Annotated in this window: 13 protein-coding genes; 3 read left to right on the top strand and 10 right to left on the bottom strand. The window is 57.1% G+C overall.

The window, feature by feature from the left end:
- On the bottom strand, positions 1-735 hold the full coding sequence (locus KVT28_RS21700; protein WP_217550034.1) for a gluconate 2-dehydrogenase subunit 3 family protein: 735 nt from the start codon (positions 733-735) through the stop codon (positions 1-3).
- Positions 736-1,031: 296 nt separating this feature from the next.
- Here KVT28_RS21700 and sbmA point away from each other — a divergent pair, with 296 nt between their 5' ends.
- Positions 1,032-2,267 carry a peptide antibiotic transporter SbmA gene (gene sbmA, locus KVT28_RS21705; RefSeq protein ID WP_101762366.1) on the top strand — a complete coding sequence of 412 codons (1,236 nt, stop codon included), beginning with the start codon at positions 1,032-1,034 and terminating at the stop codon, positions 2,265-2,267.
- A gap of 153 nt (positions 2,268-2,420) precedes the next feature.
- Here sbmA and KVT28_RS21710 read toward each other — a convergent pair whose 3' ends face one another.
- The 4 genes from KVT28_RS21710 to KVT28_RS21725 form a co-directional block, all read right to left on the bottom strand.
- The gene (locus KVT28_RS21710; RefSeq protein WP_217550036.1) at positions 2,421-4,061 is read right to left on the bottom strand and encodes a dihydroxyacetone kinase subunit DhaK; all 1,641 of its coding nucleotides are present in this window, start codon (positions 4,059-4,061) and stop codon (positions 2,421-2,423) included.
- Positions 4,062-4,183: 122 nt separating this feature from the next.
- Positions 4,184-5,236, bottom strand: a complete 1,053-nt coding sequence (locus tag KVT28_RS21715; protein WP_217550038.1) for a YncE family protein — start codon at positions 5,234-5,236, stop codon at positions 4,184-4,186.
- 214 nt (positions 5,237-5,450) lie between these two features.
- Positions 5,451-5,660, bottom strand: coding sequence for a DUF1471 domain-containing protein (locus KVT28_RS21720; RefSeq protein WP_101763034.1), 210 nt, complete (start codon positions 5,658-5,660; stop codon positions 5,451-5,453).
- A gap of 313 nt (positions 5,661-5,973) precedes the next feature.
- Complete coding sequence (locus KVT28_RS21725) at positions 5,974-7,161, bottom strand: MFS transporter (RefSeq protein WP_217550040.1); 1,188 nt, start codon at positions 7,159-7,161, stop codon at positions 5,974-5,976.
- Positions 7,162-7,265: 104 nt separating this feature from the next.
- Here KVT28_RS21725 and KVT28_RS21730 point away from each other — a divergent pair, with 104 nt between their 5' ends.
- The gene (locus tag KVT28_RS21730; protein ID WP_101763127.1) at positions 7,266-8,216 is read left to right on the top strand and encodes an AraC family transcriptional regulator; all 951 of its coding nucleotides are present in this window, start codon (positions 7,266-7,268) and stop codon (positions 8,214-8,216) included.
- Here the strand turns inward: KVT28_RS21730 and KVT28_RS21735 are convergent.
- From KVT28_RS21735 to gltP, 5 genes are all read right to left on the bottom strand, one after another.
- Positions 8,213-9,757, bottom strand: coding sequence for a PAS domain-containing methyl-accepting chemotaxis protein (locus tag KVT28_RS21735; protein WP_217550042.1), 1,545 nt, complete (start codon positions 9,755-9,757; stop codon positions 8,213-8,215). The two genes, KVT28_RS21730 and KVT28_RS21735, sit on opposite strands and share 4 nt — an antisense overlap.
- Before the next feature lie 298 nt (positions 9,758-10,055).
- Entirely contained in the window at positions 10,056-16,127 is a 6,072-nt protein-coding gene (locus KVT28_RS21740; protein ID WP_217550044.1) for an autotransporter outer membrane beta-barrel domain-containing protein, read from the bottom strand.
- A 490-nt stretch (positions 16,128-16,617) separates the two neighbouring features.
- Entirely contained in the window at positions 16,618-18,048 is a 1,431-nt protein-coding gene (gene murP, locus KVT28_RS21745; protein WP_217550046.1) for a PTS N-acetylmuramic acid transporter subunit IIBC, read from the bottom strand.
- Positions 18,048-18,959 carry an N-acetylmuramic acid 6-phosphate etherase gene (gene murQ / locus KVT28_RS21750; RefSeq protein WP_217550048.1) on the bottom strand — a complete coding sequence of 304 codons (912 nt, stop codon included), beginning with the start codon at positions 18,957-18,959 and terminating at the stop codon, positions 18,048-18,050. Before murQ ends, murP begins: the two co-directional genes overlap by 1 nt.
- A gap of 197 nt (positions 18,960-19,156) precedes the next feature.
- Entirely contained in the window at positions 19,157-20,458 is a 1,302-nt protein-coding gene (gene gltP, locus KVT28_RS21755) for a glutamate/aspartate:proton symporter GltP (RefSeq protein ID WP_007888562.1), read from the bottom strand.
- A 581-nt stretch (positions 20,459-21,039) separates the two neighbouring features.
- On the opposite strand from gltP, the gene acs reads away from it, so the two are divergent.
- Positions 21,040-22,995, top strand: a complete 1,956-nt coding sequence (gene acs, locus KVT28_RS21760; protein ID WP_217550050.1) for an acetate--CoA ligase — start codon at positions 21,040-21,042, stop codon at positions 22,993-22,995.
- The last annotated feature ends 82 nt before the right edge of the window (positions 22,996-23,077 follow it).

A 23,077-nucleotide genomic window follows, 5' to 3' on the forward strand; every position in this document is an offset into this window, starting at 1 on the left:
TTACGTCCTCTCCCCGCGAATATCCACTGACGGGAACGGATAACGTTCACCGCGTTCCACCCAATCCATAAAGTCAGCGCGCGCGCCTGGGAAGCCAATCAGCTTCCAGCCCACCATGCCCTGGTTGCCGCCGTGGATGGGATCGCTGAAATAACCCTCGCGGGTGTTTTGCAGCAGGAAGGAGAAAAAGGTTTTCGCCGGCAGCTGCGGGAACTCGGCGCTGCCGCTTTCAAACGCGGTCAGCAGCGCGTCTTGCTGTTCGCCCGTCAGCTCGGCAAACACTTTGCCATGCTGTTTTTTGCTCCAGCCATCGGCATCGGCGAGGCCGAGACGGTAGATCTGCTGCGGCACCAGCGGCAGCTGATAACCTAACTCTTTTGGCAGATCGGGATTGAACGGACCTTGCATGTACCAGTTGTTACCGGTGGCATACGGCGTGTTCATTTGACGATCGATAAATTCCGGCACGCCGGCTTCCAGTGCGCCAGGACCGCGTTCGTCGTTGGGGATCAGGCGCGCCACGGCCGCAGTGATAAAGGCAAACTCTTCGGCGGTGAACCAGGTGGGCTGGTAGCTACGCGCCTGTTGTGGTGATGCGTTTTGTTCTGCTGCCCCAGCGGCCATTGGTGCCACCAGTGCGCCCATCGCCGTACTGCCCACCGCCATTGCCGGCGCCAGGGTGATGGTTCTCAGCAGAAAATCCCTGCGAGTGTGACCATTTTTTTGTTCTGACATGACATTGCCTCAGTACCACATATAATGCGGCATGAAAGTTAAGTAGTTGCGTTGTATTGTTTTTTTATTGATAGCTTAAGGGATACAGCAGCACTGTTACCGGTAACAGTGCAAATATTGTAACACCATTGCTGTGGATAATTTAGTTGTTAGAAACAAATTCGCACTAATTACTTAACAATTGCCGCTGTCGTTTTACATCGCAGCGGCGAAACTGACATCGTCAGATACAACCCACAACAGACAGATAGAGGTCTGAAGCGGTATAAAAGCGTACACACAACAGCGGAGTGCCTATGTTTAAGTCCTTTTTTCCGCGGCCAACGCTGTTTTTCAGCTCAGCTGCGATTTGGAGTTTGCTGGCGATTTTTGCCTGGTTTGGCTTTTTCAGTGATTTCCCGGCGCGCTGGCCTGCACTACAGGCGGCGATGCACGAACCCTTGCCAACCAATGCCAGCCGTTTTATTCACATCAGCCAACTGTGGTTTTACGCCTATTACTGGATCGTTGCCGGCCTCTTTGCGCTGGCGTGGCGCGTGATTGATAACCATCCGTGGCAGCGCTGGTCGGTTTGGGGTTCAATTCTGATCATCTTTGTCACCTGGTTTGGCGTGCAGGTCGGCGTGGGCGTTAACGCCTGGTACGGCCCGTTCTACGACATGATTCAACAGGCGCTGACCAAAGCCGGTTCCGTCGCCATCCACCAGTTCTATGTGCAAGTGCTGGCGTTTCTCGGTATCGCGCTGATTGCGGTAGTGATTGGCGTGATGAACTCGTTCTTCGTCAGCCATTGGGTATTCCGCTGGCGTACCGCGATGAACAATTACTACATGCACAACTGGCAGCGTCTGCGTCTGGTTGAGGGGGCGGCACAGCGTGTACAGGAAGACACCATGCGCTTCGCTGGCACGTTGCAGGATTGGGGCATCAACTTTATTCAGGCGATTATGACGCTGGTGGCGTTCCTGCCGGTGCTGGTCACGCTGTCGCACCATGTGAAAGAGGTGCCCATTCTTGGCAGCATTCCGTATGCATTGGTGATTGCCGCGCTGCTGTGGTCGCTGTTTGGTACCGCGCTGCTGGCGCTGGTGGGGATTAAACTGCCGGGGCTGGAGTTCCGCAATCAGCGGGTGGAAGCGGCCTACCGTAAAGAGCTGGTATATGGCGAAGACGATCCTGAACGCGCCTCACCGCCGACGGTGCAGGAGCTGTTTAGCCGCGTGCGTCAGAACTATTTCCGCCTCTATTTCCACTATTTGTACTTCAACATCACCCGCATTATGTATCTGCAGGTGGATAACGTGTTCGGGCTGTTTGTGCTGTTCCCGTCGATTGTGGCGGGTACCATTACGCTCGGTCTGCTGAACCAGATCACCAATGTGTTTGATCAGGTGCGCTCGTCGTTCCAGTATTTGATCACGTCGTGGTCAACGCTGATTACGCTGATGTCGATCTATAAACGTCTGCGCAGTTTCGAGCAGATTTTGCAGGATATTCCACACGAAGAGATGATGCGCGAAGCCGCGGAGTAAGGTGGTAGTGCGGTGCGGTCTGGTGCCCTCACTCCGGCCCTCTCCCACGGGAAGAGGGAGACGCTGCCAAATGTTAAATATGTGCTCGGTCAGTCCCCTCTCCCGCTTGCGGGAGAGGGTTAGGGTGAGGGTGAGGGGCCAGGCGCACTCTGTTTAACCCGCCAGCACCGCAAACACCTTCTCAATCGCGTACGCGCCCGGATCCTTCACGCCATCCAGACTCTGCTGGTTCAGATACGCGGAACGCCCCGCTTTGGCGCTCTGCATCTGCGCAGTGGCGTCGGCGCCTTTCTGCGCCGCTTCTGCCGCCGCAGCCAGCGACTCGCCCGCCACTAACGCTTCCAGCGCCGGTTGCAGCGCATCCACCAACGTACGATGACCCGGCTGCGCGCCGCCGTAATGTTTCATGCGCTCCAGCCCGTGCATCAATGCCTGCGGCAGCGCGCTGCCCTCTTCCAGCTGCTGGCCGGCGCTGGTGAACAGAATTGACATCAACACGCCGCTCGATCCCCCCATCACCGTCGCCAGCTGCTCGCCAATCAGCGCCAGCAAGGTTGGCAGCTCATCCAGCGGCAGCTGTTTTTCCTGCAGGCCGCGCTGAATTTTCTTCGCCCCGGCGGCAAAGGTTGAGCCGGTATCGCCATCGCCCACTTTGGCATCCAGCGCGTTCAGCTCGCTTTCCAGATCGATCAGCGTCTGCGTGACGCTGGCGACGATGCGTGCCACCTCCGCATTCTCAGAGGCATCAAAATCCAGCACGCTGCCGATTTTCTCTGCACGTTGCAGGCTGATCGGCGCAAAGTCATACACCGGCACCCAACCCAGCACCTGAACCGGCGCGTTTAACGCTTCAAGGAACGGCTCCTCCAGCGCCAGCAGCGTCAGCGAAAAACCTTTCATATCCAGCGCGCTGACCAGCGTTGCCGGCCCCAGCAGATGCGTGATGCGTGCCGCCAGCGGCGACTGCAACACTTCACGCGTTAACAGCGCCAGCTCCAGCTGCGAGAAGCCACCGAGATTGTTGATCAGCAACAGCGCTTGCTTGCCGTCCGGCAGCGCCTGCGCCAGTTTATCGGTCATGATGCTGGTGATTTGGCGGCTGTCTTGCGTATCCAGCGTGATTACACCCGGCTCGCCGTGAATGCCCATGCCGAGCTCGCTGTGCCCGGGCTCGACGCGCTCATCGCGTTTTTCGCCCGGCACATGACAAGTGGCGAAAGCCAAACCAATGGACGATATGGCATCAATCGCACGCTGTGCCAGCGCTTTGACCTCATCCAGCGATTGTCCCTGCTCCGCCGCAAAGCCAGCGATTTTGTGCACCAGCACAGTCCCGGCGATACCGCGCGGCTGCGGGTTTTCCGGCAGCGCGATATCATCCTGCACCATCACCAGCTCAACTTTGTAGCCGAGGTTTTTGGCTTTCTCTGCCGCCAGTCCGAAGTTAAGACGGTCGCCGGTATAGTTCTTCACAATCAGCAGGCAACCGGCATCGCCGGTGACGTTAACAATGGCGTTCAACACCGCATCGACGCTCGGCGAGGCGAAAATATCGCCGCAAACCGCCGCCGTCAGCATGCCTTTGCCGACAAATCCGGCATGCGCCGGTTCATGGCCAGAACCGCCGCCCGAGATCAGCGCCACTTTGCTTTTATCCCAGTCCGAACGCACCACCACGCGAATCTCATCACCGAGATCGAGGCGACTGAGGTTGTGCCACGGCGTACTCAGCAAAACCCCTTCGATGGCTTCGTTAACCAGATCGTTTTTCTCATGCATAAAAAACTGGCTCATTGCATCCTCTCCATTGGTGTTGTCGTCCTACAAGGTAGCGTATGTGCGTAAAGAATAGGCGCAGCGAAGTGCGGAAATGCAAAGGGCGGCACAAGCCGCCCTTTAATTCAGACTATTACCGCTTATAAAGCGATACGCAGCACGCTATCTGGATTCTTTGGTGGTTCTTTGCGTGAACCCGGCTGCTTGATGCTGACAAACAGGGTTTTGCCATCGGCGGAAAGCGCCAGGCTGTTTGGCAGGCCCGGCGCTTTCACCGTGCGTTTTACTTTGTAACTGCTGGCGTCGATGATACTGATTTCGCCCGCTTTACGGTGCGTGACGTACAGCTCATCACGATCGGCATTAAACAATACCGCCAGCGATTCCGGCACATCGATCTTGTGGATCACCTGCTGGGTGCGGGTATCCAGCACCAGCACCTGCGGTTGTTTTGAGTCGCTGAGGAAGGCGCGATGGCCTTTGGTATCCAGCGAGATATTGAGGAAGAAGTGATCGTTGTCGCCATCGATTTTCTGACGCTTTTCAATCGCGTTCAGGCGCGTATTGATGGTCACCAGTTCGCCATCGGAGTTAGTGACGTACAGTTTTTGCGCCGCAGAATCGATCGCTAAACCGGTGCCCATTTTGCCGGTGTTCGGCACGGTGCTGATCAGTTGCAGGGTTTTGCCATCCACCACCCAAACCACGCTCTGCTCACCGAGGCCAGTGATGTAAACGCGATTGGTCGCCGGATCAACCGCCAACTGGCGCGGCTGCAGCGGACGCACGGTTTCACTGCGCTGACGACCATCCAGCACCAGCGTGTTGATCACCTTGCCGCTGGTGGCATCCACTGCAGTCAGTGCAGCATCGCGGGTGTTACCGAAATAGAGAATGTTGGTTTTCTGGTTGATCGCCGCGCCAAAGGTCGGCAGATCGGTGTTGATGGTTTGCTTTACCGCCAGATCCTGCGGATCGAGACGATAAACGGTGCCGCCTTTTTTGTCGGTGGTACTCTGCGCGGTCGCCAGGAACAGCGCATTATCGCTGTTGCTGAACGCCAACTCGTAAGCGCCTTTTGAGATCGCCTGGTTCAACGGCTGAGACTCCGCCGCCATCACCGCAGAGGTTGAGAACAGCGCTGTTGCCAGCAGCAGTGGACGCAGCGCCCACGATTTTTTATTCGCCTTCATAACTTCTCCATAGCAAAAACACCGCCTGATGGCAGTGAAGTGAAAGCCCGACATTACAACCAATGTTAAAAAGACAGCCCGAGGCGAGCCGACGAAGGGTGCTACTTTTTGAGAATAGTAATCATTTCGAAGGGAAAGTGACAGGATTTTATCGGCTTACCAACGCCGCCAGGGCGCCCGAAGGCACCCTGTCAGCACAGAACGTTAATGCAACTTATTTGGTCAGTTCCGCAGTCATGTGCACGCCGTTGTTAAAGTTGGCTTCGGTCACTTTATACGAAGCACCAGCTTCATGCGCCTGAGCAGCGATTTGCGCTTCTGCTCCATCCAGCGTTGAAGCGGTTGCAGTGATGCTTTGCGCAAAGGTAGCGAATGGCAGAACGGTCAGAGCAACAACAGCAGCAAAAGTTTTGATGGTTTTCATGGTCAATTCCTTAATGTACGTTTGATTGAGTAAGGCGTCATCGCCTTGTTGAGAGATATAATAGGCGCAGAATTGATCAGTAAAAAGCGGAGAGATTTGCCGTTGTCATTCGAATATTTTGAACATAAAAAGCACGTTTGGATTAACCTTTGTGCAAAGGGTTAAAAATCTGACATTTAATTAAAAGGCAGGATATATGGCTGCGATAGGCACAGCGCACATCTCTGTAGCGGCGCGATTAATCGCGCACCTTTCTGCCTTATATAAGGTCAAAGACGCGCAATAAATTGCGCCGCTACGGATTGCAGACGCATCAGCCGTGATGACGAACACGGGTGAAGATGGTGATGGCCGCCAGCAGCATCAGCACGCCGCTGGCGAGGAACACGCCGCCAGCGCCTTGCAGATCAAACATCCAGCCGCCGGCTGCGGCACCGGCGGTGATCGCCAGCTGAATGGTGGCGACCAGCAAACCGCCGCCTGATTCCGCATCGTCCGGCACCGCGCGGGATATCCACGTTGACCAGCCGGTTGGCATCGAACCAAACGCCAGGCCCCACAGCGCCACGCCCGCCGCGACCAGCCACGACACCTCGCCGAAGCTCACCAGCAGCAGCGCGGTCACGCTCATCACCAGCGCCATCGCGGTTAATGTCAGCGATACGCTGCGCGTCACCAGATATCCTGCCAGCGAAGTACCGAAGAAGTTCGCCACGCCAAACGCCAGCAGCACCAGCGACAGCTGATTGACGTTCAGCTGCGCGCTGCCTTCGAGGAACGGACGCAGATAAGTAAAGAAGGCGAAGTGGCCGGTAAACATCATGATCACCGCCAGCATGCCCCAGCGCATCACGCTTCTACGCAGCAGATCCAGCACGCCACCGCTGCGCGCTTTATTAATCGGCGGCATCGCGGGCAAGGTGAAGAACTGCCACAGCAGCGCCAGCACGCCTAATGCAGCGGTCAGAATGAAGATGTTACGCCAGCCAATAATGCCGCCCAGATAGCTGCCGAGCGGCGCAGCAATAATGGTCGCCAGCGAAATACCGCTAAACACGATGGACAGCGCGCGCGGCACCTGATCGCTCGGCACCAGACGCATGGTAATCGCGGTCGAGAGCGTCCAGAAGCCGCCAATCGCCACGCCCAGCAGCACGCGGGCCAGCAGAATCATCGGCAGATTCTCGGCAAAAGCCACCAACAGCGCCGAGGCAATCAGCAGCAGCGTAAAGGCCAGCATCACCACGCGACGATCGAGCTGGCGCGTCACGTTGCCAATCACCAGGCTGGTGAGCAGCGCCACCAGCGCAGTCACGGTCACGGTTTGTCCCGCCTGCCCTTCGCTGATACGCAGCGTGTCGGCGATCGGCGTCAGCAAGCTAACCGGCAGAAATTCTGCGGTAATCAGGCCGAACACGCCAAAGGCCATGGCAAACACCGCGCCCCACGCCGGTTTATCCACGTCTAACGGTGTTTCGACTATTTCAGTATCCAGGCTCATCTGTGATCCCCATCACAAAATATTTAGCGTTAAGCATAGTGACTGATCACCAGACGATCTATGATGCAGAAACTTTGTTTTTTGATTATTCGTCTGGGATTGGTATGAGTCGCTATGAAGATCTGACCAGTGAATTGCTAATGGGCATGCGCCTGTACGGCGTCAAATACCAGCGTATCGCGCTGCACGCGCCTTTTGGCCTGCAATATGACGACGCGCCTGGTCGCGCGCAGCTGCATTTTGTTGGGCGCGGATCGTTACTGATTCGCTCGGCGTCAGGCGTGATTTATCCGCTGCAGGCGGGCGATGCGCTGCTGATCCCGCACGGCAAACCGCACGCGCTGATCTCCAGCGAAGAGGCCGTTTGCGAACCCATTTCGACGTTTAATAGCCGCCCGATTTGCGCCAGCGTCTGCGCCATCGACGACAGCACCGAACTCTGCCCGGATAACAGCGATGTGATTCTGTTCAGCGCCTGCATGGCGTTTGAACTGGGCGGCATGCAGCCGCTGGTGCACACCATGCCCGACGTGATGCTGGTGAGTACGCTGCTGGCGCAGTATCCGGAAATTCAGCCGATTCTTGATGCGATGGAACGCGAAACGCGGCAGCGCAAAGCCGGTTTCGCCGGGATTTTGTCGCGGCTGGCGGATGTGGTGGCGGCGCAAATTGTGCGGGGCTGGGTGGAGAACGGCTGCGGCAAAGGCAGCGGCCTGGTGCAGGCGCTGCGCGATCCGCGTCTCAGCCTGGCGATGGCGGCGATGCATCGCGCACCCGGCGAAAATTGGACGGTGGAACGGCTGGCGCGCGAATCCGGCAGCTCACGCTCGGTGTTTGCCGCGCGCTTCCAGACGGCAACCGGCATGACGCCGCTGCGCTATCTTACCGAGCTGCGCATGCGGCTGGCGGTGGAACGTATCGTGAACGAGGGCGAAGCGGTGGAAAGCGTTGCCTTCCACCTCGGTTACGGTTCGCTGGCGGCGTTTAGCCGCGCCTTCAAACGCATTGTTGGCACGCCACCCGGCGCACTGCGCGCCGAACGCGACATGCGTTAACGGAACACGCTGATCGCTTCCACCAGACGATTGGCCTGATGCTTCATGCGACCGGACGCTTCGGCGCTTTCCGCCACGCGCGCGGCGTTTCGATGGGTGATATCGTCGAGATCTTCCACCGCTGTGCTGACCTGCGTCAGCGCGATGGCCTGCTCGGCGGTCGCGCCGCTGATTTGCGCGATCAGCGCAGTGACATTCTGCACCTGATCGACAATCTCCTGCATGGTGTGCCCAGCCGCATCGGCGTGATCGCTGCCCGATTGCACGCGGCTGGCGCTGGTTTCCACCAGATGTTTGATTTCGCTGGCGGCTTTGGCGCTGCGTTGTGCGAGATTGCGCACTTCACCGGCCACCACCGCAAAGCCTTTGCCCTGCTCACCGGCGCGCGCGGCTTCCACTGCGGCGTTAAGCGCCAGAATATTGGTCTGAAAAGCGATACCGTCAATCACGCTGGTGATGTTGGCGATGCGCTTCGAGCTGTCGGCGATCTCCGCCATCATGCCCACCATCTCCTGCATCACTTCGCCGCCTTTGATCGCCGCATGACTGGTGTTTTCCGACAGCCCATTGACCTCTTTGGCGGTATCGGTGTTGCTCTTCACCGTGGCGGTCATTTCGTTCATGGTGGCGGCGGTTTGCTGCACGTTAGCCGCTGCTTGTTCGGTGCGGCGGCTCAATTCGTCGTTGCTGCGCGCAATGGCATCGCTGGCGCTCAGCACGTTGATCGCCTGGCCGCTGACATCATCCACCAGCCAGCGGAACATCAGACCAAGCTGGCCGATGGCGCGCAGCGTCACGCCAATCTCATCGACGCGGTCGATCTGCTCCACTTTATGGCTGGCGCCGGTCGCCACGCTCAATGCCTGACGGCACATGCGCTCCATCGGACGTGAAATTTGCTGCTCCAGCCACAGACTCGCCAGCAGTAAAAGGCCCGCCATGCCGCCGGCAAAGCAGCCAACGGCAAGAGGTGCAAGGCCCAGCAGCCAGACGCCAATCACCGAGAGCGGCAGCAGCGTTAATAAGGTTGAGCGGATGCGCCAGCGCAGCGGCAGAGTTTTCAGGATCGAGCCCAGGCGACGCCAGCCGGTGCCGACCATCAAGCCTTTATGGAAGCGGCGTCCTTTGACGCGCCCTTCGCGGAAGTCGCGGTACAGCGCTTCGGTCTGGCGAACCTCCTCCACCGACGGCTTGGTGCGCACCGACATAAAACCCTGCACCTTGCCTTCACGCACCACCGGAATGGCGTTGGCGCGCACCCAATAGTGATCGCCATTTTTACGCCGGTTTTTCACTAGCGCCGTCCACGGCTCGCCCTGTTTGAGGGTCGCCCACATATCGGCAAAGGCTTCCGGCGGCATATCCGGGTGGCGCACCATATTGTGTGGCTGGCCATTCACCTCTTCTGGACTGAAGCCACTGACTTCAATAAAGGCATCGTTGGCATAGGTGATGTAGCTGTTGAGATCGGTAGTCGACATCAATGTGGCGTCATCGTCAAAAGCGAATTCACGCTGAGTGACGGGCTGGTTGTTACGCATGTGTGTGTCCTTGCAATACGCAGGCGAAAAGAAGCAATCGATAATACTTTTTTATCTTTTCGGCATCGTACGGCTTGAGCTTTAGCACCAGTTTCAAATTCAGGGCAATAAAAAAGCCGCTTTGCAGCGGCTTTCACACTTTTTCACTTAGCTCATCGATTAACCGGGTTTTACAATAAACCAAATCAATCTTTAATTTAAACGCATTCATCAGACCTGCAGGGCGAACGGCAATGGAGTGTCTCAAAGCCATTTGTGTTGCAGCCAACGCACCTGCGGCGCAAAGGGCGCAGGGAAATCAGAATTGCCAGCGGACCCCCACGTTATACCGCCACCCTTTGGCACCATTACCATCAATCTCTTTGCGATAATCCGCCTCGGCGTAGAGTGACACATCCTTCTGCAAGGTTGCGGTGCCGCCGGCGCCCACTTCCCACATCTGTCCAAACTTGCCGCTGCTGAAGGTGGCGCCAAATGCCGGATTATCCTCCGATGACACCGAGGTATCTGCGCTGCCGCCCCAACCTTTGTAGTAGTTCGCGCGCAGATAAGGGGTGTATTGACGATTGCTGTCGTCGGTCCAGGTACGGTCGAGGCGCGCGCCGAGACGACCAATAGTTTGGTTATAGTCGCCATAACGCACGTTGTTGCCGTCTTTATCGGTGAAATCATTCATATTCAGCTTCATGTACATTAGCTGCGCCTGCGGCTCAAGCTTGTAGCCATCGCCCAACGCAAACGGATAGCCGCTCTCCAGCGATGCCGTCCAGCCGTGGCCTTTCAGCTTCGCAACTTCTTGCGTGCGGGCGATATCGGTTTCGCCGCGATGCCAGTCAAATGACAACACACCGTCCAGATAGAAGCCGCTCTGACGCTGCCAGGTGCCGTAAAACGCCAGGCTGTCGCTGTCGAAAGTGGTGCTGCTGTAACCGTCGGCCGCATGCGGACGAATGCGCGTATTACCGCGCGTATAGGCTAAACCGCCGCGCAGGCTATCCTGCTCGCCATCGAGTCGCAGCAGATTGCCGCCCACCTGCACCGCACTGTAATCGAGGTCAAAGTCATAACCGAAGTCGCGGAAACTTTTATCGCTCTTGTACTTCAGGTTCGAGCCGATATAGCGCAGGAACATCTCGCCGCCGTTGCCTTGCGGACGTGTCTGCTCGTGGCGCAGTTCACCAAGACGTTTATGCAGATCGTCGATAATCGCCGAGGTGTAATAGGCCAGGCCAACCGGTGCCGACACATAAGATGGCACCTGCGGCACCACCGCCGGACGCGAATCGTAGCTTTGCGGCGTGCCAAAGGCATCGGTGACGAAGGTCGGCTGACAGTTAGCGCTATCCTCACACACGTAGTAGTTCGCCAGACGGTAATCCCAATAGTTATTGCCGCTGCCGCTGACTAAACGCTGGTTAGGATCGCTGCTGCCCGGTGCAAAGGTGTAGAGCCGATATTGCCACGGCCCGGCACCGAGATAGCCATCCTTCAACGCGAAGCTGTTGGCGCTGGCATTACCGCCCACCTGCGCCAGCGAGATCCCTTCGTTGCCCTCTACCCCTCCATTTTGATTGAGATCGGTGAGTGCGCCGGTGCTGGCATCCGCCAGTTTCACATTCACCAGCGTGGTACCGCTGGCATTGCCGGTGACGTTAATGTGGTCGGTGAACTGATTGCTTAGCGCACCACCCTGGTTGAGGTTAGTGACCAGATTGAGCTGGCCGCCGCTCGACGCCAGCGATCCAGCGATATCCAGCGTGTTGCCCGGTGAACCCGCGCCGTTGGTGAGATCCAGCGTACCGGCGTTGTTCACCACCAGCGAATCGGCGGTGCCGCCGGATAGCGTCGGATGCACGTTATCGCCGGCATACAGCGTGGAATCCGCATCGACATTGATGGTGCTGTGCGCCAGCTGCAGGTTATCGGTTAGTGTCCATTGGGTATTGGCGAAGTTGATGGTGCTCCAGCCGCTGCCAAGATTAACGCCTTTGCTGAGATCGTCGGCGCTGAAGCTGCCGCCGCGCGCGCCAATCTGATTGAAGGTCAAGGTGTTGCCGGTGCCATTACCGCTGGTGAGATGGTAGGTGGTGCCGAGATCGACATTGCTCACTTCAGCGGTGTTGTTGTTGTCGTTGCCCATGGTCAGGCTGCCGTTGAGCGTTCCGCCCGTCCAGCGGAACCGATCCGATCCGCCGCCCGGATTGATATCGCCCTGCACCGCGCCTTCGGTCAGCAGAATTTCGTCATCGGCGTTGCTGCCCGCTACCGCCACGGTTTGTGGATTAGCGGTGATGATGTTGCCGAGGTTCTCGAAGATGGTTTTACCGCTGCGCAGATCCACCACCGGCGCCGTCAGGCTGTTGGAGGTGAAGTTGCCGGTATTGACGATGGTGCCCGCTGTGCTGGAGACCAGCGCCGATCCGCCCGCCGCATTGTCGATATTGACGTTGGCAGCGGTGGTGACATTGCCGGTGGTATTGGCGCGAATACCGGTGCCGCCTGCGCCGGTAACATTAAATTGATAGCCCGACCCCAACGTCAGATCGCCGCGGGTGGTGGAACCATCGGCATTGGCGATATTCAGGCCGCTGCCGCTGCCGGAGACGTTGGTGGTCACCGTCGAAGCCGGATCAAATGGCACGGCGGTGCGAATCCCGTTGCCGTCGCCGACGTTAATGGTGAGATTGCTCAGACCAACGTTGCTCAGTTCGGCGCGGTTTTCGATGCCGTTGCCACTGCCCAGCACGTTCACCGTGGCGTCGCTGGCGCTGAGAGCGGTCGCACCGCTGTCCAGCAGGATGCCGTGCGCATTGCCGCGCGTGGTGATCACCGTGTCGCTGCCGGTAAGCGCCAGCTGCGCGCCGTCGCTGATGCGCACGCCCGCGATACCGTTATCGACATTGATGGTGCCGCCTTTCGCCAGCGTGCTGCCGCTGCCGGAGACATCCAGCCCGGTGCCGTTGGCTACGTTGACCACGCCGTTGTTGGTCAGCGTGCTGCCGGCGCGCGAACGGATCCCAATATTGTTGCTGCCGGTGAGGTTCACATTGCCGTTGTTGACCAGCTCTGCGCCGTTAGTGACATCAAAACCCATCGCGCCATTGCCCGCGCCGCTCACATTGCCGTTGCTGGTAACGCGGGTGGCCGCTGACGTGCCATCCAGCGCGTTGCTCAAATCGGTACGCAGATTATTAATCAGCACGCCGACCGCGTTGCTGCCACTAAGATTGATGCTGCTGCCGCTATCGAGCGTGGCGTTCGCACCGCCTTCGGCACGGATCGCCGTGCTGCCCTGGCCGCTGGCGGTGAAGTTGGCGTTGCTGCTATTCAGGCTGCTGCCGCTGCCGGAGATAATCGCGCCGGTGCTGTTGCTGGCGCTGGCGGTGAGGGTGGTCGGCGTGGTGAAACTCAGCGCCGCGCCGTCATCAATGCGATAGCCGGTTGAGCCGCTACTGTTGATATTTAACGCATTGGTGGCGGAGCTAATGCGCGATCCGCTGCCCGCCGCGTGATAGGCAATTTGGTCACTGTTATTGAATACCGGCGCTGAACCGGCGGCGATATTCACCAGCGCGCCGTTGAGCGCTTCCGCCCCAATCGCGCCGGTGCCGTTGAGATTCAGCGTGCCAGCGTTCAGGTTGGCTACCGCGCGATTGCCGCTGGCGCTGACGCCTCGGCTGCGGTTAGTGGTGCTGCCGCCATTAACATTGATGGTGCCGGTGTTATTGGCGGTGGTGGCAAAGGTGCTGCTGCCGCTGTTCACCGCGATGCCGGTGCCGCCATCGTTGATGTTGATATTGCCGCTGTTGGTGCCGGTCGCACCGCTCTCGACGCGAATGCCGGTGGCGTTGGCGCCGCTGAAGGTGATATCGCCGCTGTTGGTCAACTGCGCGCGATTGCGGGCCAGGTAACCGGTCAATCCACTCTGTGACGCATTCAATGACGCCGCAGAGTTCAGGCGGGTGCTGGTCACCGGCGAGCCGCTGTTTCTGCCAAAGATATCGTGTTTTTGTCCGTCAACGATCGCGCCAATTGCGTTGCTACCGGTGAGATTCATGGTGGTTGCGGCATCAATAACACCCGTTGCGCCCCCTTCCACCGTAATGCCATTGGCACCGCTGCCGCTGACGTTGATCACCGCCGCATCGCTGCTCACTTCGGTGCCTGCGCCGCTACCGAGCACGGCGGTAGAACCGGCACCCGACGCGGTGAGCGACAAGGCGTTACCGTTGAAGTCTGCGCCCTGCTCAACACGAAACAGCGTGGAGTTCTGCGTGGTCACATCAAACGGATTGTTGCCCAGCACGTTAATCAGCGCATTGGGGCCGTAGGCAAAGAAGGCGATCTGATTGGTGCCGTTAGAAAAGGTCGGCACGGCAGCCGGATCCACGGTCACCGTAGAATTGCCGCGCGCATGCACGCCGATCGCGCCATTGCCGCTGAGATTGATCGGGCCATCAACGGTGGCCTGCGCCGTGCCGGTTGCACCTTGCCCTTCCACCCACACGCCATAGTTGCGCGTGCCGCTGGCCGGATCGGCGCCGCCTGCCACGTTGATGGTGCCGGTTGAGGTGGCGCTGGCGGTGTTGCCATTGGTCGCCAGCACTTTCAGGCCGGTGCCGTTCACGCCATTCAGGTTAATGGTACCCGCGTTATTGATGTTGCCGGCACTGTTGGTCACCAGCATGCCGACGTTTTCACGCGGAATGGTGGCAGCCGCACCGTTCACATTGATGGCGCCGGTGTTGATCATGGTGGCGTTATTCGCACCGGTCGCTGACATCCCCGCCGCGTTCTGCGTTCTCGTGCCGAGGGTAATGTTGCCGTTGTTAACCGCGTTGCCGTTGGCGACCAGAGCGATACCGCTGGTCAACCCGCTTTGGTTCATCGCGGTATCCGCCGTCGCCTCACCAAGGCTGTTTTGCGGTCCGCGACCAATGTAGATATTGCCGCTGGCGTTATTGGTGAAGCTGGAAGTGGCGTCGGTCAGTAACACGCCAGACGCGGTGCCGCGCGCGCTCGAACCGTTGACGCCGACGTTGATATTGCCGCTGTTATTGGCGGTGGAGGACACGCCAAGATTGATGCCCGCCACGCCATACTGTGAATTGCTGCCGGTGGTGGCGAGGTTGAGGATGCCGTTGTTGTTAAAGGTGCTACCGGTTTGCACGGCTACGCCGTTGGCACCGTAGCCGGTCGAGCCAATGCCGGTACCATCCTGACGATTGAGGAAGCCGCCGTTAATTACCCCATTATTGGTTCCACTGCTGTTATCGGTTAACACCAGCGCCGTGCCGTTATTGGTGATGCTGCCGCGACTCGCCAGTTTGCCATCAATCACCGCTTGTGCGCCGTTGGAGGCTTTGATCGCACCGCCCGTCGCGCCCACCACTTCCAGCGTTTTACCCGCCGCCAGATTGACCCTCGCGTCCGCGCCATTGGCATTGATCACAATGCGATTGCCGATCGCCTGCGTCACCTCGTCTGGCGGCGTGGCGCTAACGTTGTAGACGATGTTGGCATTGGTGAAGGTGACAGCTTTATTGAACTCAGGCAGATAACGGGTTTTATCAAGATTGCCCGCCTGCAGCTGACCGATCAGCCAGTTGTTGTAGTTTTGCAGCTGGCTGGCGTTGGTGACGGTAAAGCTGGTGCTTTTGCCATCCAGCGTCTGCACGCTGAATGCGCCGTTATAGGTGGCGAGGTTTTGCACCTGATAGCTGCTGGTGGCCGATCCCGCGCCGTCCGGCGTGGCGGTGGCACCGAAAAAGCTGATGCGGTTATTGCTGTTCCAGTTCACCGTGCCGGTGCCGCTCACATCAAATAGCTGTGTCTGTTTGGCGGCCATGGTCCAGCTGTTGGTGCTGGCGCTGCTGAGCGCATTCGCCTGGCCGATATTCACATCCAGCGTGCCGCCGGTGACATCCGCAATGCGCGCATCGATGTACTGCGCATCATTGACGTTCTGCACATCCGGCACGCTGGTGGCACTGGTGACGGGCGCTAAGGCGACAAGACTGGCGGAGTTATATACCTGGAATGTGCTGTTGGTGCCGGTTGCGGGATCGGGCGTAGTGATCGCAAAGTTTTGCGGGCCGGGATCCAGGCGATCCTGATTGAGATACTGCGATCCCGAGGTGATCGCCACTTGCCCGAGCGTGGTGGTGACCGCGCCATCCGTTCCTGCCGTGAATGCCTGATTGCCGGTCAAAGTTTCATTGCCGCTGCTAACGGTAATTTTACCGGTTTGGTTGTCATTATTTTCTGGTGTGTAAGTCCCCAACGTAACAGCCTGACTTTGCATTGCTGGATAGATCAGCAATTGCGCCGCCAACATCCCTAATGCGATAGGATTTAATGTAAACCTCATACTTCCTCCAGTGGGCGTGCAGCGTCCGCGCTGTTATTGCAACAGCGTTAAATTCTTCGCGTGGGGATAAAGCGGCAGATAATGACCAATCCCGTGTAGCAATCTAATTTGAGAACAACTGTGTGAAGAAATACGGTGCAGTGAAAAAAGGGATGGAATTGTTGTTATAGATTAATTGGCTTTAGGTATAGACTTTTTCGCTGGTGAGTGCAAAAGACAATTATGAGTAACCTATTGTCATCTCGGGGAATTAATTGCGATGCAGGTTGGATATTCTAAATAATTTGAGGCCATTTTAAATATTAGGTCTGGCTTTCTATCTCCTTAATAAAACCTTTATTTTTTGCTAACGCTTTACTTACAAACGGTACTTAAGCAGTGAATGTGGCTGTGACGGGTTAAGCGACTTGAGAGAGTTTAAAAGCGTGATCGTGATCACGGTTAGACCAGGTCACGCTTTATGCCGACCTGGTCGATATCCGTACTTCACTTAACTTAAATCCACATTGCGGGTGCCGCCCCACCAGGTAAAGACGAACCCGCCAATCCACGCCACGATCAGCCCGGCGAGATACACCGCCATGCCGGCAAAAATGCCCTGCGATGAGGTCATTAGCGGCAATGTGACTAATCCTGAAGGGCCAAACACGGTGTTCATTCCCACTGGTAATCCCAGCCATGCCACCAGCCCGATAAAGAAGCCGCCCAGCGCACCGCCAAAACAGGCGGTGATAAAGGGTTTCAGACGCGGCAGCGTGACGCCATAAATCAGTGGTTCGCCGACACCGAGCAAGCCCGGCACAATGGCGCCTTTGATCTGTTTACGCAGCAGTGAGTCTTTATCCGCTTTGCACCATAACGCCAGTGACGCGCCGACCTGCCCGGCGCCGGCCATCGCCAGAATTGGGAAGAGCGAGTTAAAGCCCTGGGTTTCCATTAGCGCGAAATAGACCGGAATAAAGCCTTGATGAATGCCAAACATCACCGCGATCAAAAACAGTCCGGCCAGAATAGCGCAACCAAACGGATTGTTATTTAGATGAATGAACAACCACGACATGCCTTTAAATAATTCGCCGCCGATTGGCATAATCACCAGGAAAGTCACCGCGCCGGTAATTAATAACGTCAGCAACGATGTCAGGATCATATCGAGATTATCGGGAATGATTTTTCGCAGTTGTTTCTCAACCCAGGCACCAAATATTGCCGCCAGCAGCACGCCAATAATATTGCCGCGCGGATCGATCACCATGCCGAAGAAATCCTGCATCCCGCTGTAATAACCGACCTTCGCGTCAGGGATATAACCGAGCACAAACAGCGAGGCGATAATGGCCCCGTTGACGCCGGTACCGCCAAAGGCTTTCTGCGCGTTATAGCCAATCAAAATACTCAGGAAGGTGAACAACCCTTTGCCGAACACCTTCATGTACGCCACGGTATCCACCAGCCAGCGTGCATGATCGCCAGGCTGATTAAGGTGGAAGATCTGCTCAATCAGCGTGGCGAAACCCAGCAGCAAGCCGGCACCGATAAAACCGGGGATCAGCGGCGTAAAGATGGTGGCGAAGCAGGAGAGAAAACGGTGCAATGCGCTGGTCTGCTTTGCCTTCATCTGCTGCTTTTGCGCGCTGGCGATGGCCTGCAGATCGCCCGGCGCCTGTTGATTAAGCAGTGCCTGCATTTTCTCTGCTGCAGTTTGCGCTTTACCGGGACCGAGCACGATCTGCAGCTGCGCATCGCTGTCGATCACGCCCAGCACGCCCGGCAGCGTTTTGAGTGTGGCGCTATCCACTCGCGCGGCATCGTTTAGTGTCAGACGCAGGCGCGTCATGCAGTTGCCGCACTGCACCACATTATTGGCGCCGCCCACCGCCAGCAAAATGTCGCGCACCAGATCTTCGGTAATGGCCGCCATTATTGCGCTCCTGCGTCACGCAAAGCGTTGCGAATGAAGCCCTGATTCTGACTCAGCAGCGATTTTGCTTCATCGGCCGTTAATCCCGCCAGCACCATGACAATCGCGGTTTTACAGTGCCCATTACTCGCCGCCAACGCCTGCTGCGCGGTAGCATCGTCACAGTCGGTGGCTTGTTTGACGATGTTCACCTGGCGCTGCACCAGCTTCTGGTTGGTGGCTTCCACATCGACCATCAGATTGCCGTACACCTTGCCGCTGCGAATCATCGCGCCGGTGGTGAGCATATTCAGCACCAGCTTCTGCGCCGTGCCAGCTTTCATGCGCGAAGAACCGGTGACCACTTCCGGGCCGACCACCGGGGTCAGCGCCACATCTGCGGCCTGCGACATTGGGCTGTTGGGATTACAGGTTAACGCTGCGGTAAATGCGCCTTGCTGACGCGCATACGCCAGCGCGCCCAATACATAGGGCGTGCGGCCGCTGGCGGCAATCCCGACCAGCACATCGTTAGCGTTGAGATTGATATCACGCAGATCCTGCGCGCCCTGCTCCACGTTGTCTTCGGCGTTTTCCACCGCCTGCAGAATCGCGGTGTGGCCGCCGGCAATCAGCCCAACCACCTGGCTGCGCGGCGTGCCGAAGGTCGGCGGACATTCGCTGGCATCCAGAATCCCCAGACGACCCGACGTGCCTGCGCCGCAATAGATCAGGCGACCGCCTTTGCTGAAGGCGTGGGTGATGGCATCCACCACCTGCGCAATCTGCGGCACGATGGCTTCCACCGCCAGCGCCACTTTTTTGTCTTCATCATTGATCACCCGCAGCATCGCTTCGGTGGTCAGCTCATCAATGTTGTGGCTGGCGGGATTACGACCTTCGGTGATCATCTGGCTCAGATCGATCTGCATGAGACACTCCTGTGTAAGAATAATTTATTCGTAAAACTATATATCACACAGAATTGTTAATTCCTCTGCTGCGCGGGATTTTTTTGTTTTTTGCCGCAGCGGACATAAAAAAACCCGCCGAAGCGGGTTTCTGTGCGTAGCGGTCGCCATGAATGGCGAGGTTTTCGTAGGGTGCGCATTCATGCGCACCTGGAAGATTAGCTGGCGCTTTGCGTGCGCAGCTGTTGCTCGTAGGCGGCAGCTTGTTTGGTGTCGAACTGGTCTTCCCAGCGCGCAATCACCAGCACCGCCAGCGCGTTACCGATCACGTTCAGCGCGGTACGCGCCATGTCCATGATGCGATCGACACCAGCGATAAATGCCAGGCCTTCCAGCGGAATGCCCACGCTGCCCAGCGTTGCCAGCAGCACCACGAAGGAGACGCCCGGCACGCCAGCGATGCCTTTCGAGGTCACCATCAGCGTCAGCACCAGAATGATCTCGTCGGTCAGCGACAGATCGATGCCATACAGCTGGGCGATAAAGATCGCCGCGATGCTCTGATACAGCGTTGAACCGTCGAGGTTGAACGAGTAACCGGTCGGCACCACGAAGCTGGTGATGGCTTTCGGCGCACCGTAGGCTTCCATCTTCTGCATAATGCGCGGCAGCACGGTTTCTGAGCTGGAGGTAGAATAGGCAAGAATCAGCTCATCTTTGAGAATGCGCATTAGCGTGGTAATGCGCAGCTTACAGAAGCGCGCCACCGTGCCGAGCACCACGAAAGCAAAGAACAGAATCGCCACGTACACCAGCAGCACCAGCTTGGCGAGCGGATAGAGCGACGCAAAACCGAAGTTCGCAATGGTGACCGCAATCAGCGCAAACACGCCGACTGGCGCATAACGCATGATCATGTGCGTCACTTTAAACATGGTTTCGGAAATCGAACGGAATACCGTGACCAGCGGATCGCGATGTTCCGATGGCAGCGCCGACAGGCCCATACCAAACAGCACCGAGAAGAAGATAATCGGCAGCATGTCGCCCTTCACCAGCGAGGCGAAGATGTTCTGTGGGATCAGCGACAGAATGGTGGTGACCAGACCGTGCGGTGCACCCTGAACCGCTTCGGTGGTGGCTTCGTATTTAGAGATGTCCACCGTTGCCAGCGTTGACATATCAATGCCGCTGCCGGGTTGGAATACGTTGGCCAGCGTGATGCCGACCACAATGGCAAGGGTGGTGATCACTTCAAAATAGATAATGGTTTTAACACCAATACGTCCGAGCTTTTTCGCATCACCCACGCCAGCAATGCCGACAATCAGTGAGGAGATAACAATCGGTACCACAATCATCTTGATCAGATGAATAAAGATGTCACCCGCTGGCGTCAGAATGTTAGTGATTAACCATTCACGATCGTCGGGCTGATTATGCAGCACGGTTCCCACAATCACGCCCAGAATCAGCGCGACTAAAATCTGCCATGCAAGGGTGAACTTAAAACCTTTCATAACGCGTTATTTCCTCAGTTAAAAACCCCTTTGCTCTGCTGCGAAGGTGCAGGAGAAATGTCACACAGGGAAGTGAGCAAAAGCCCGATAAAATAGAGGGTTATTTATGACTACGTCGGTTACAGCTGTGCAGGCATTTTGCGCCTGCGGGGTGATGCAGTCTGAGTTGATACCTGCTGAACAGGGCCGAGATAAGTACCATTTTCACTACAGTAAATGCAACCCCCGGCGCGATAGCGCAAATCTTATTCAGGTTAGTAGCATAAAATGCTGACGAAGGTTAACGGCCATAACTCGCTGTTATGAAAAGTGTTAATTCGATAAGTTTCAGCATAGCTATGCAATATTGCGCAAAAAGCAGCCCGGCGCGTTTGCTGATTATTTGCACAGCAGAGGCAGAGATCTCTTAGGCTTAAAGCAGAAGATCACTCTGCTGGCGCGGCGTTTTTGCCCGCCGTTCGCCGGGGATTTGGCAGTGATAAAAGGTCGTGATCCAGACTACAAAACAGAAACAAAGCCCTGTCGTAGTCTTCAATTAACCATTGATTGACATATGATTAACATCTTCAAGGAGGTCAGCCATGAGCCAAATACACAAGCATCCCGTACCCGCTGCCATTGCAGCGAATGCTCTCATTAATGCCGATCAGTATGCGGCGCTGTATCAACAATCGGTTGACGATCCCGACACCTTTTGGTGTGAGCAAGGCAAAATCCTCGACTGGATTAAGCCTTACAGCAAAGTGAAAAATACCTCCTTTGCCCCCGGCAATATTTCGATTCGCTGGTATGAAGATGGCGCACTGAACCTCGCCGCGAACTGCCTCGATCGCCATCTCGCCACGCGTGGCGACCATCCCGCCATCATCTGGGAAGGTGACGACGCCAGCGAAAGCAAAACCATTACCTTCCGCGAACTGCATGCAGACGTCTGCCGCTTTGCCAATGTGCTCGGCAGCCTGGGCGTAAAGAAAGGCGACGTGGTGGCGATCTACATGCCGATGGTGCCTGAAGCCGCCGTTGCGATGCTGGCCTGTGCGCGCATTGGCGCGGTGCACTCGGTGATCTTCGGTGGCTTCTCACCGGAAGCGGTCGCCGGACGCGTGGTCGATTCCAACGCCAAACTGATCATTACCGCCGATGAAGGCGTACGCGCCGGACGCAGTATCCCGCTGAAGAAAAACGTTGATGATGCCCTGAACAATCCAAACGTCACCACGGTGAAAAATGTGGTGGTGTTTAAGCGCACCGGTAAAGATACCGGCTGGCGTGACGGCCGCGATCTGTGGTGGCACGATTTAGTGGCGAAGGCCAGCGATCAGCATGAACCGGTCGCCGTCGATGCCGAACATCCGCTGTTTATCCTTTATACCTCCGGTTCCACCGGCAAGCCGAAAGGCGTGCTGCACACTACCGGCGGTTATCTGGTATATGCCGCCAGCACCTTTAAGTACGTGTTTGATTATCATCCTGATGATGTTTACTGGTGTACCGCCGACGTCGGCTGGATCACCGGCCACAGCTATCTGATTTACGGTCCGCTGGCGTGCGGCGCGACCACGCTGATGTTTGAAGGCGTGCCGAACTGGCCGAAGCCGAGCCGCATGGCGGAAGTGGTAGATAAACATAAGGTGACGCTGCTGTATACCGCGCCAACCGCGATTCGCGCGCTGATGGCCGAAGGCGATAAAGCGATTGAAGGCACCGATCGCAGCAGCCTGCGCATCATGGGTTCGGTGGGTGAACCGATCAACCCGGAAGCCTGGGAGTGGTATTACAAGAAGATTGGCGACAGCCGTTGCCCGATTGTCGATACCTGGTGGCAAACCGAAACCGGCGGCTTCATGATCACGCCGCTGCCGGGCGCGACCGAACTGAAAGCCGGTTCCGCTACTAAACCGTTCTTCGGTGTGCAGCCAGCGCTGGTGGATAACGAAGGCAATCCGCTCGAGGGTGCCACCGAAGGAAACCTGGTGATTGTCGATTCCTGGCCAGGCCAGGCGCGTACGCTGTATGGCGATCACGATCGTTTCGAACAGACCTACTTCTCCACCTTCAAAAATCGCTACTTCAGCGGTGACGGCGCGCGCCGTGATGAAGAGGGTTATTACTGGATCACCGGTCGCGTCGATGACGTGCTGAACGTCTCCGGCCACCGTCTCGGCACCGCCGAGATTGAATCGGCGCTGGTGTCGCATCCGAAGATTGCCGAAGCGGCGGTGGTGGGCATTCCGCACAGCATCAAAGGCCAGGCAATCTATGCGTATATCACGCTTAACCACGGCGAAGAGCCGTCGCCAGAGCTGTATACCGAAGTGCGTAACTGGGTGCGTAAAGAGATTGGCCCGATTGCCACGCCGGATGTGCTGCACTGGACCGACTCGCTGCCAAAAACCCGCTCCGGCAAGATTATGCGCCGCATTCTGCGCAAAATCGCTACGGGCGATACCAGCAATCTCGGCGATACCTCTACGCTGGCCGATCCGGGCGTGGTAGAGAAATTGCTGGAGGAGAAACAGTCCATCACCATGCCGTAACCGGCTTCTGTTGTAGGGGCGACCATTTGGCCGCCCTTATATGCCACGTATTTCTGAGTTCGCACAACTTATATAACTAGAA

This window comes from Pantoea sp. GbtcB22 (assembly GCF_019091025.1).
GTDB classification, from domain to species: Bacteria; Pseudomonadota; Gammaproteobacteria; order Enterobacterales; family Enterobacteriaceae; genus Pantoea; species Pantoea leporis.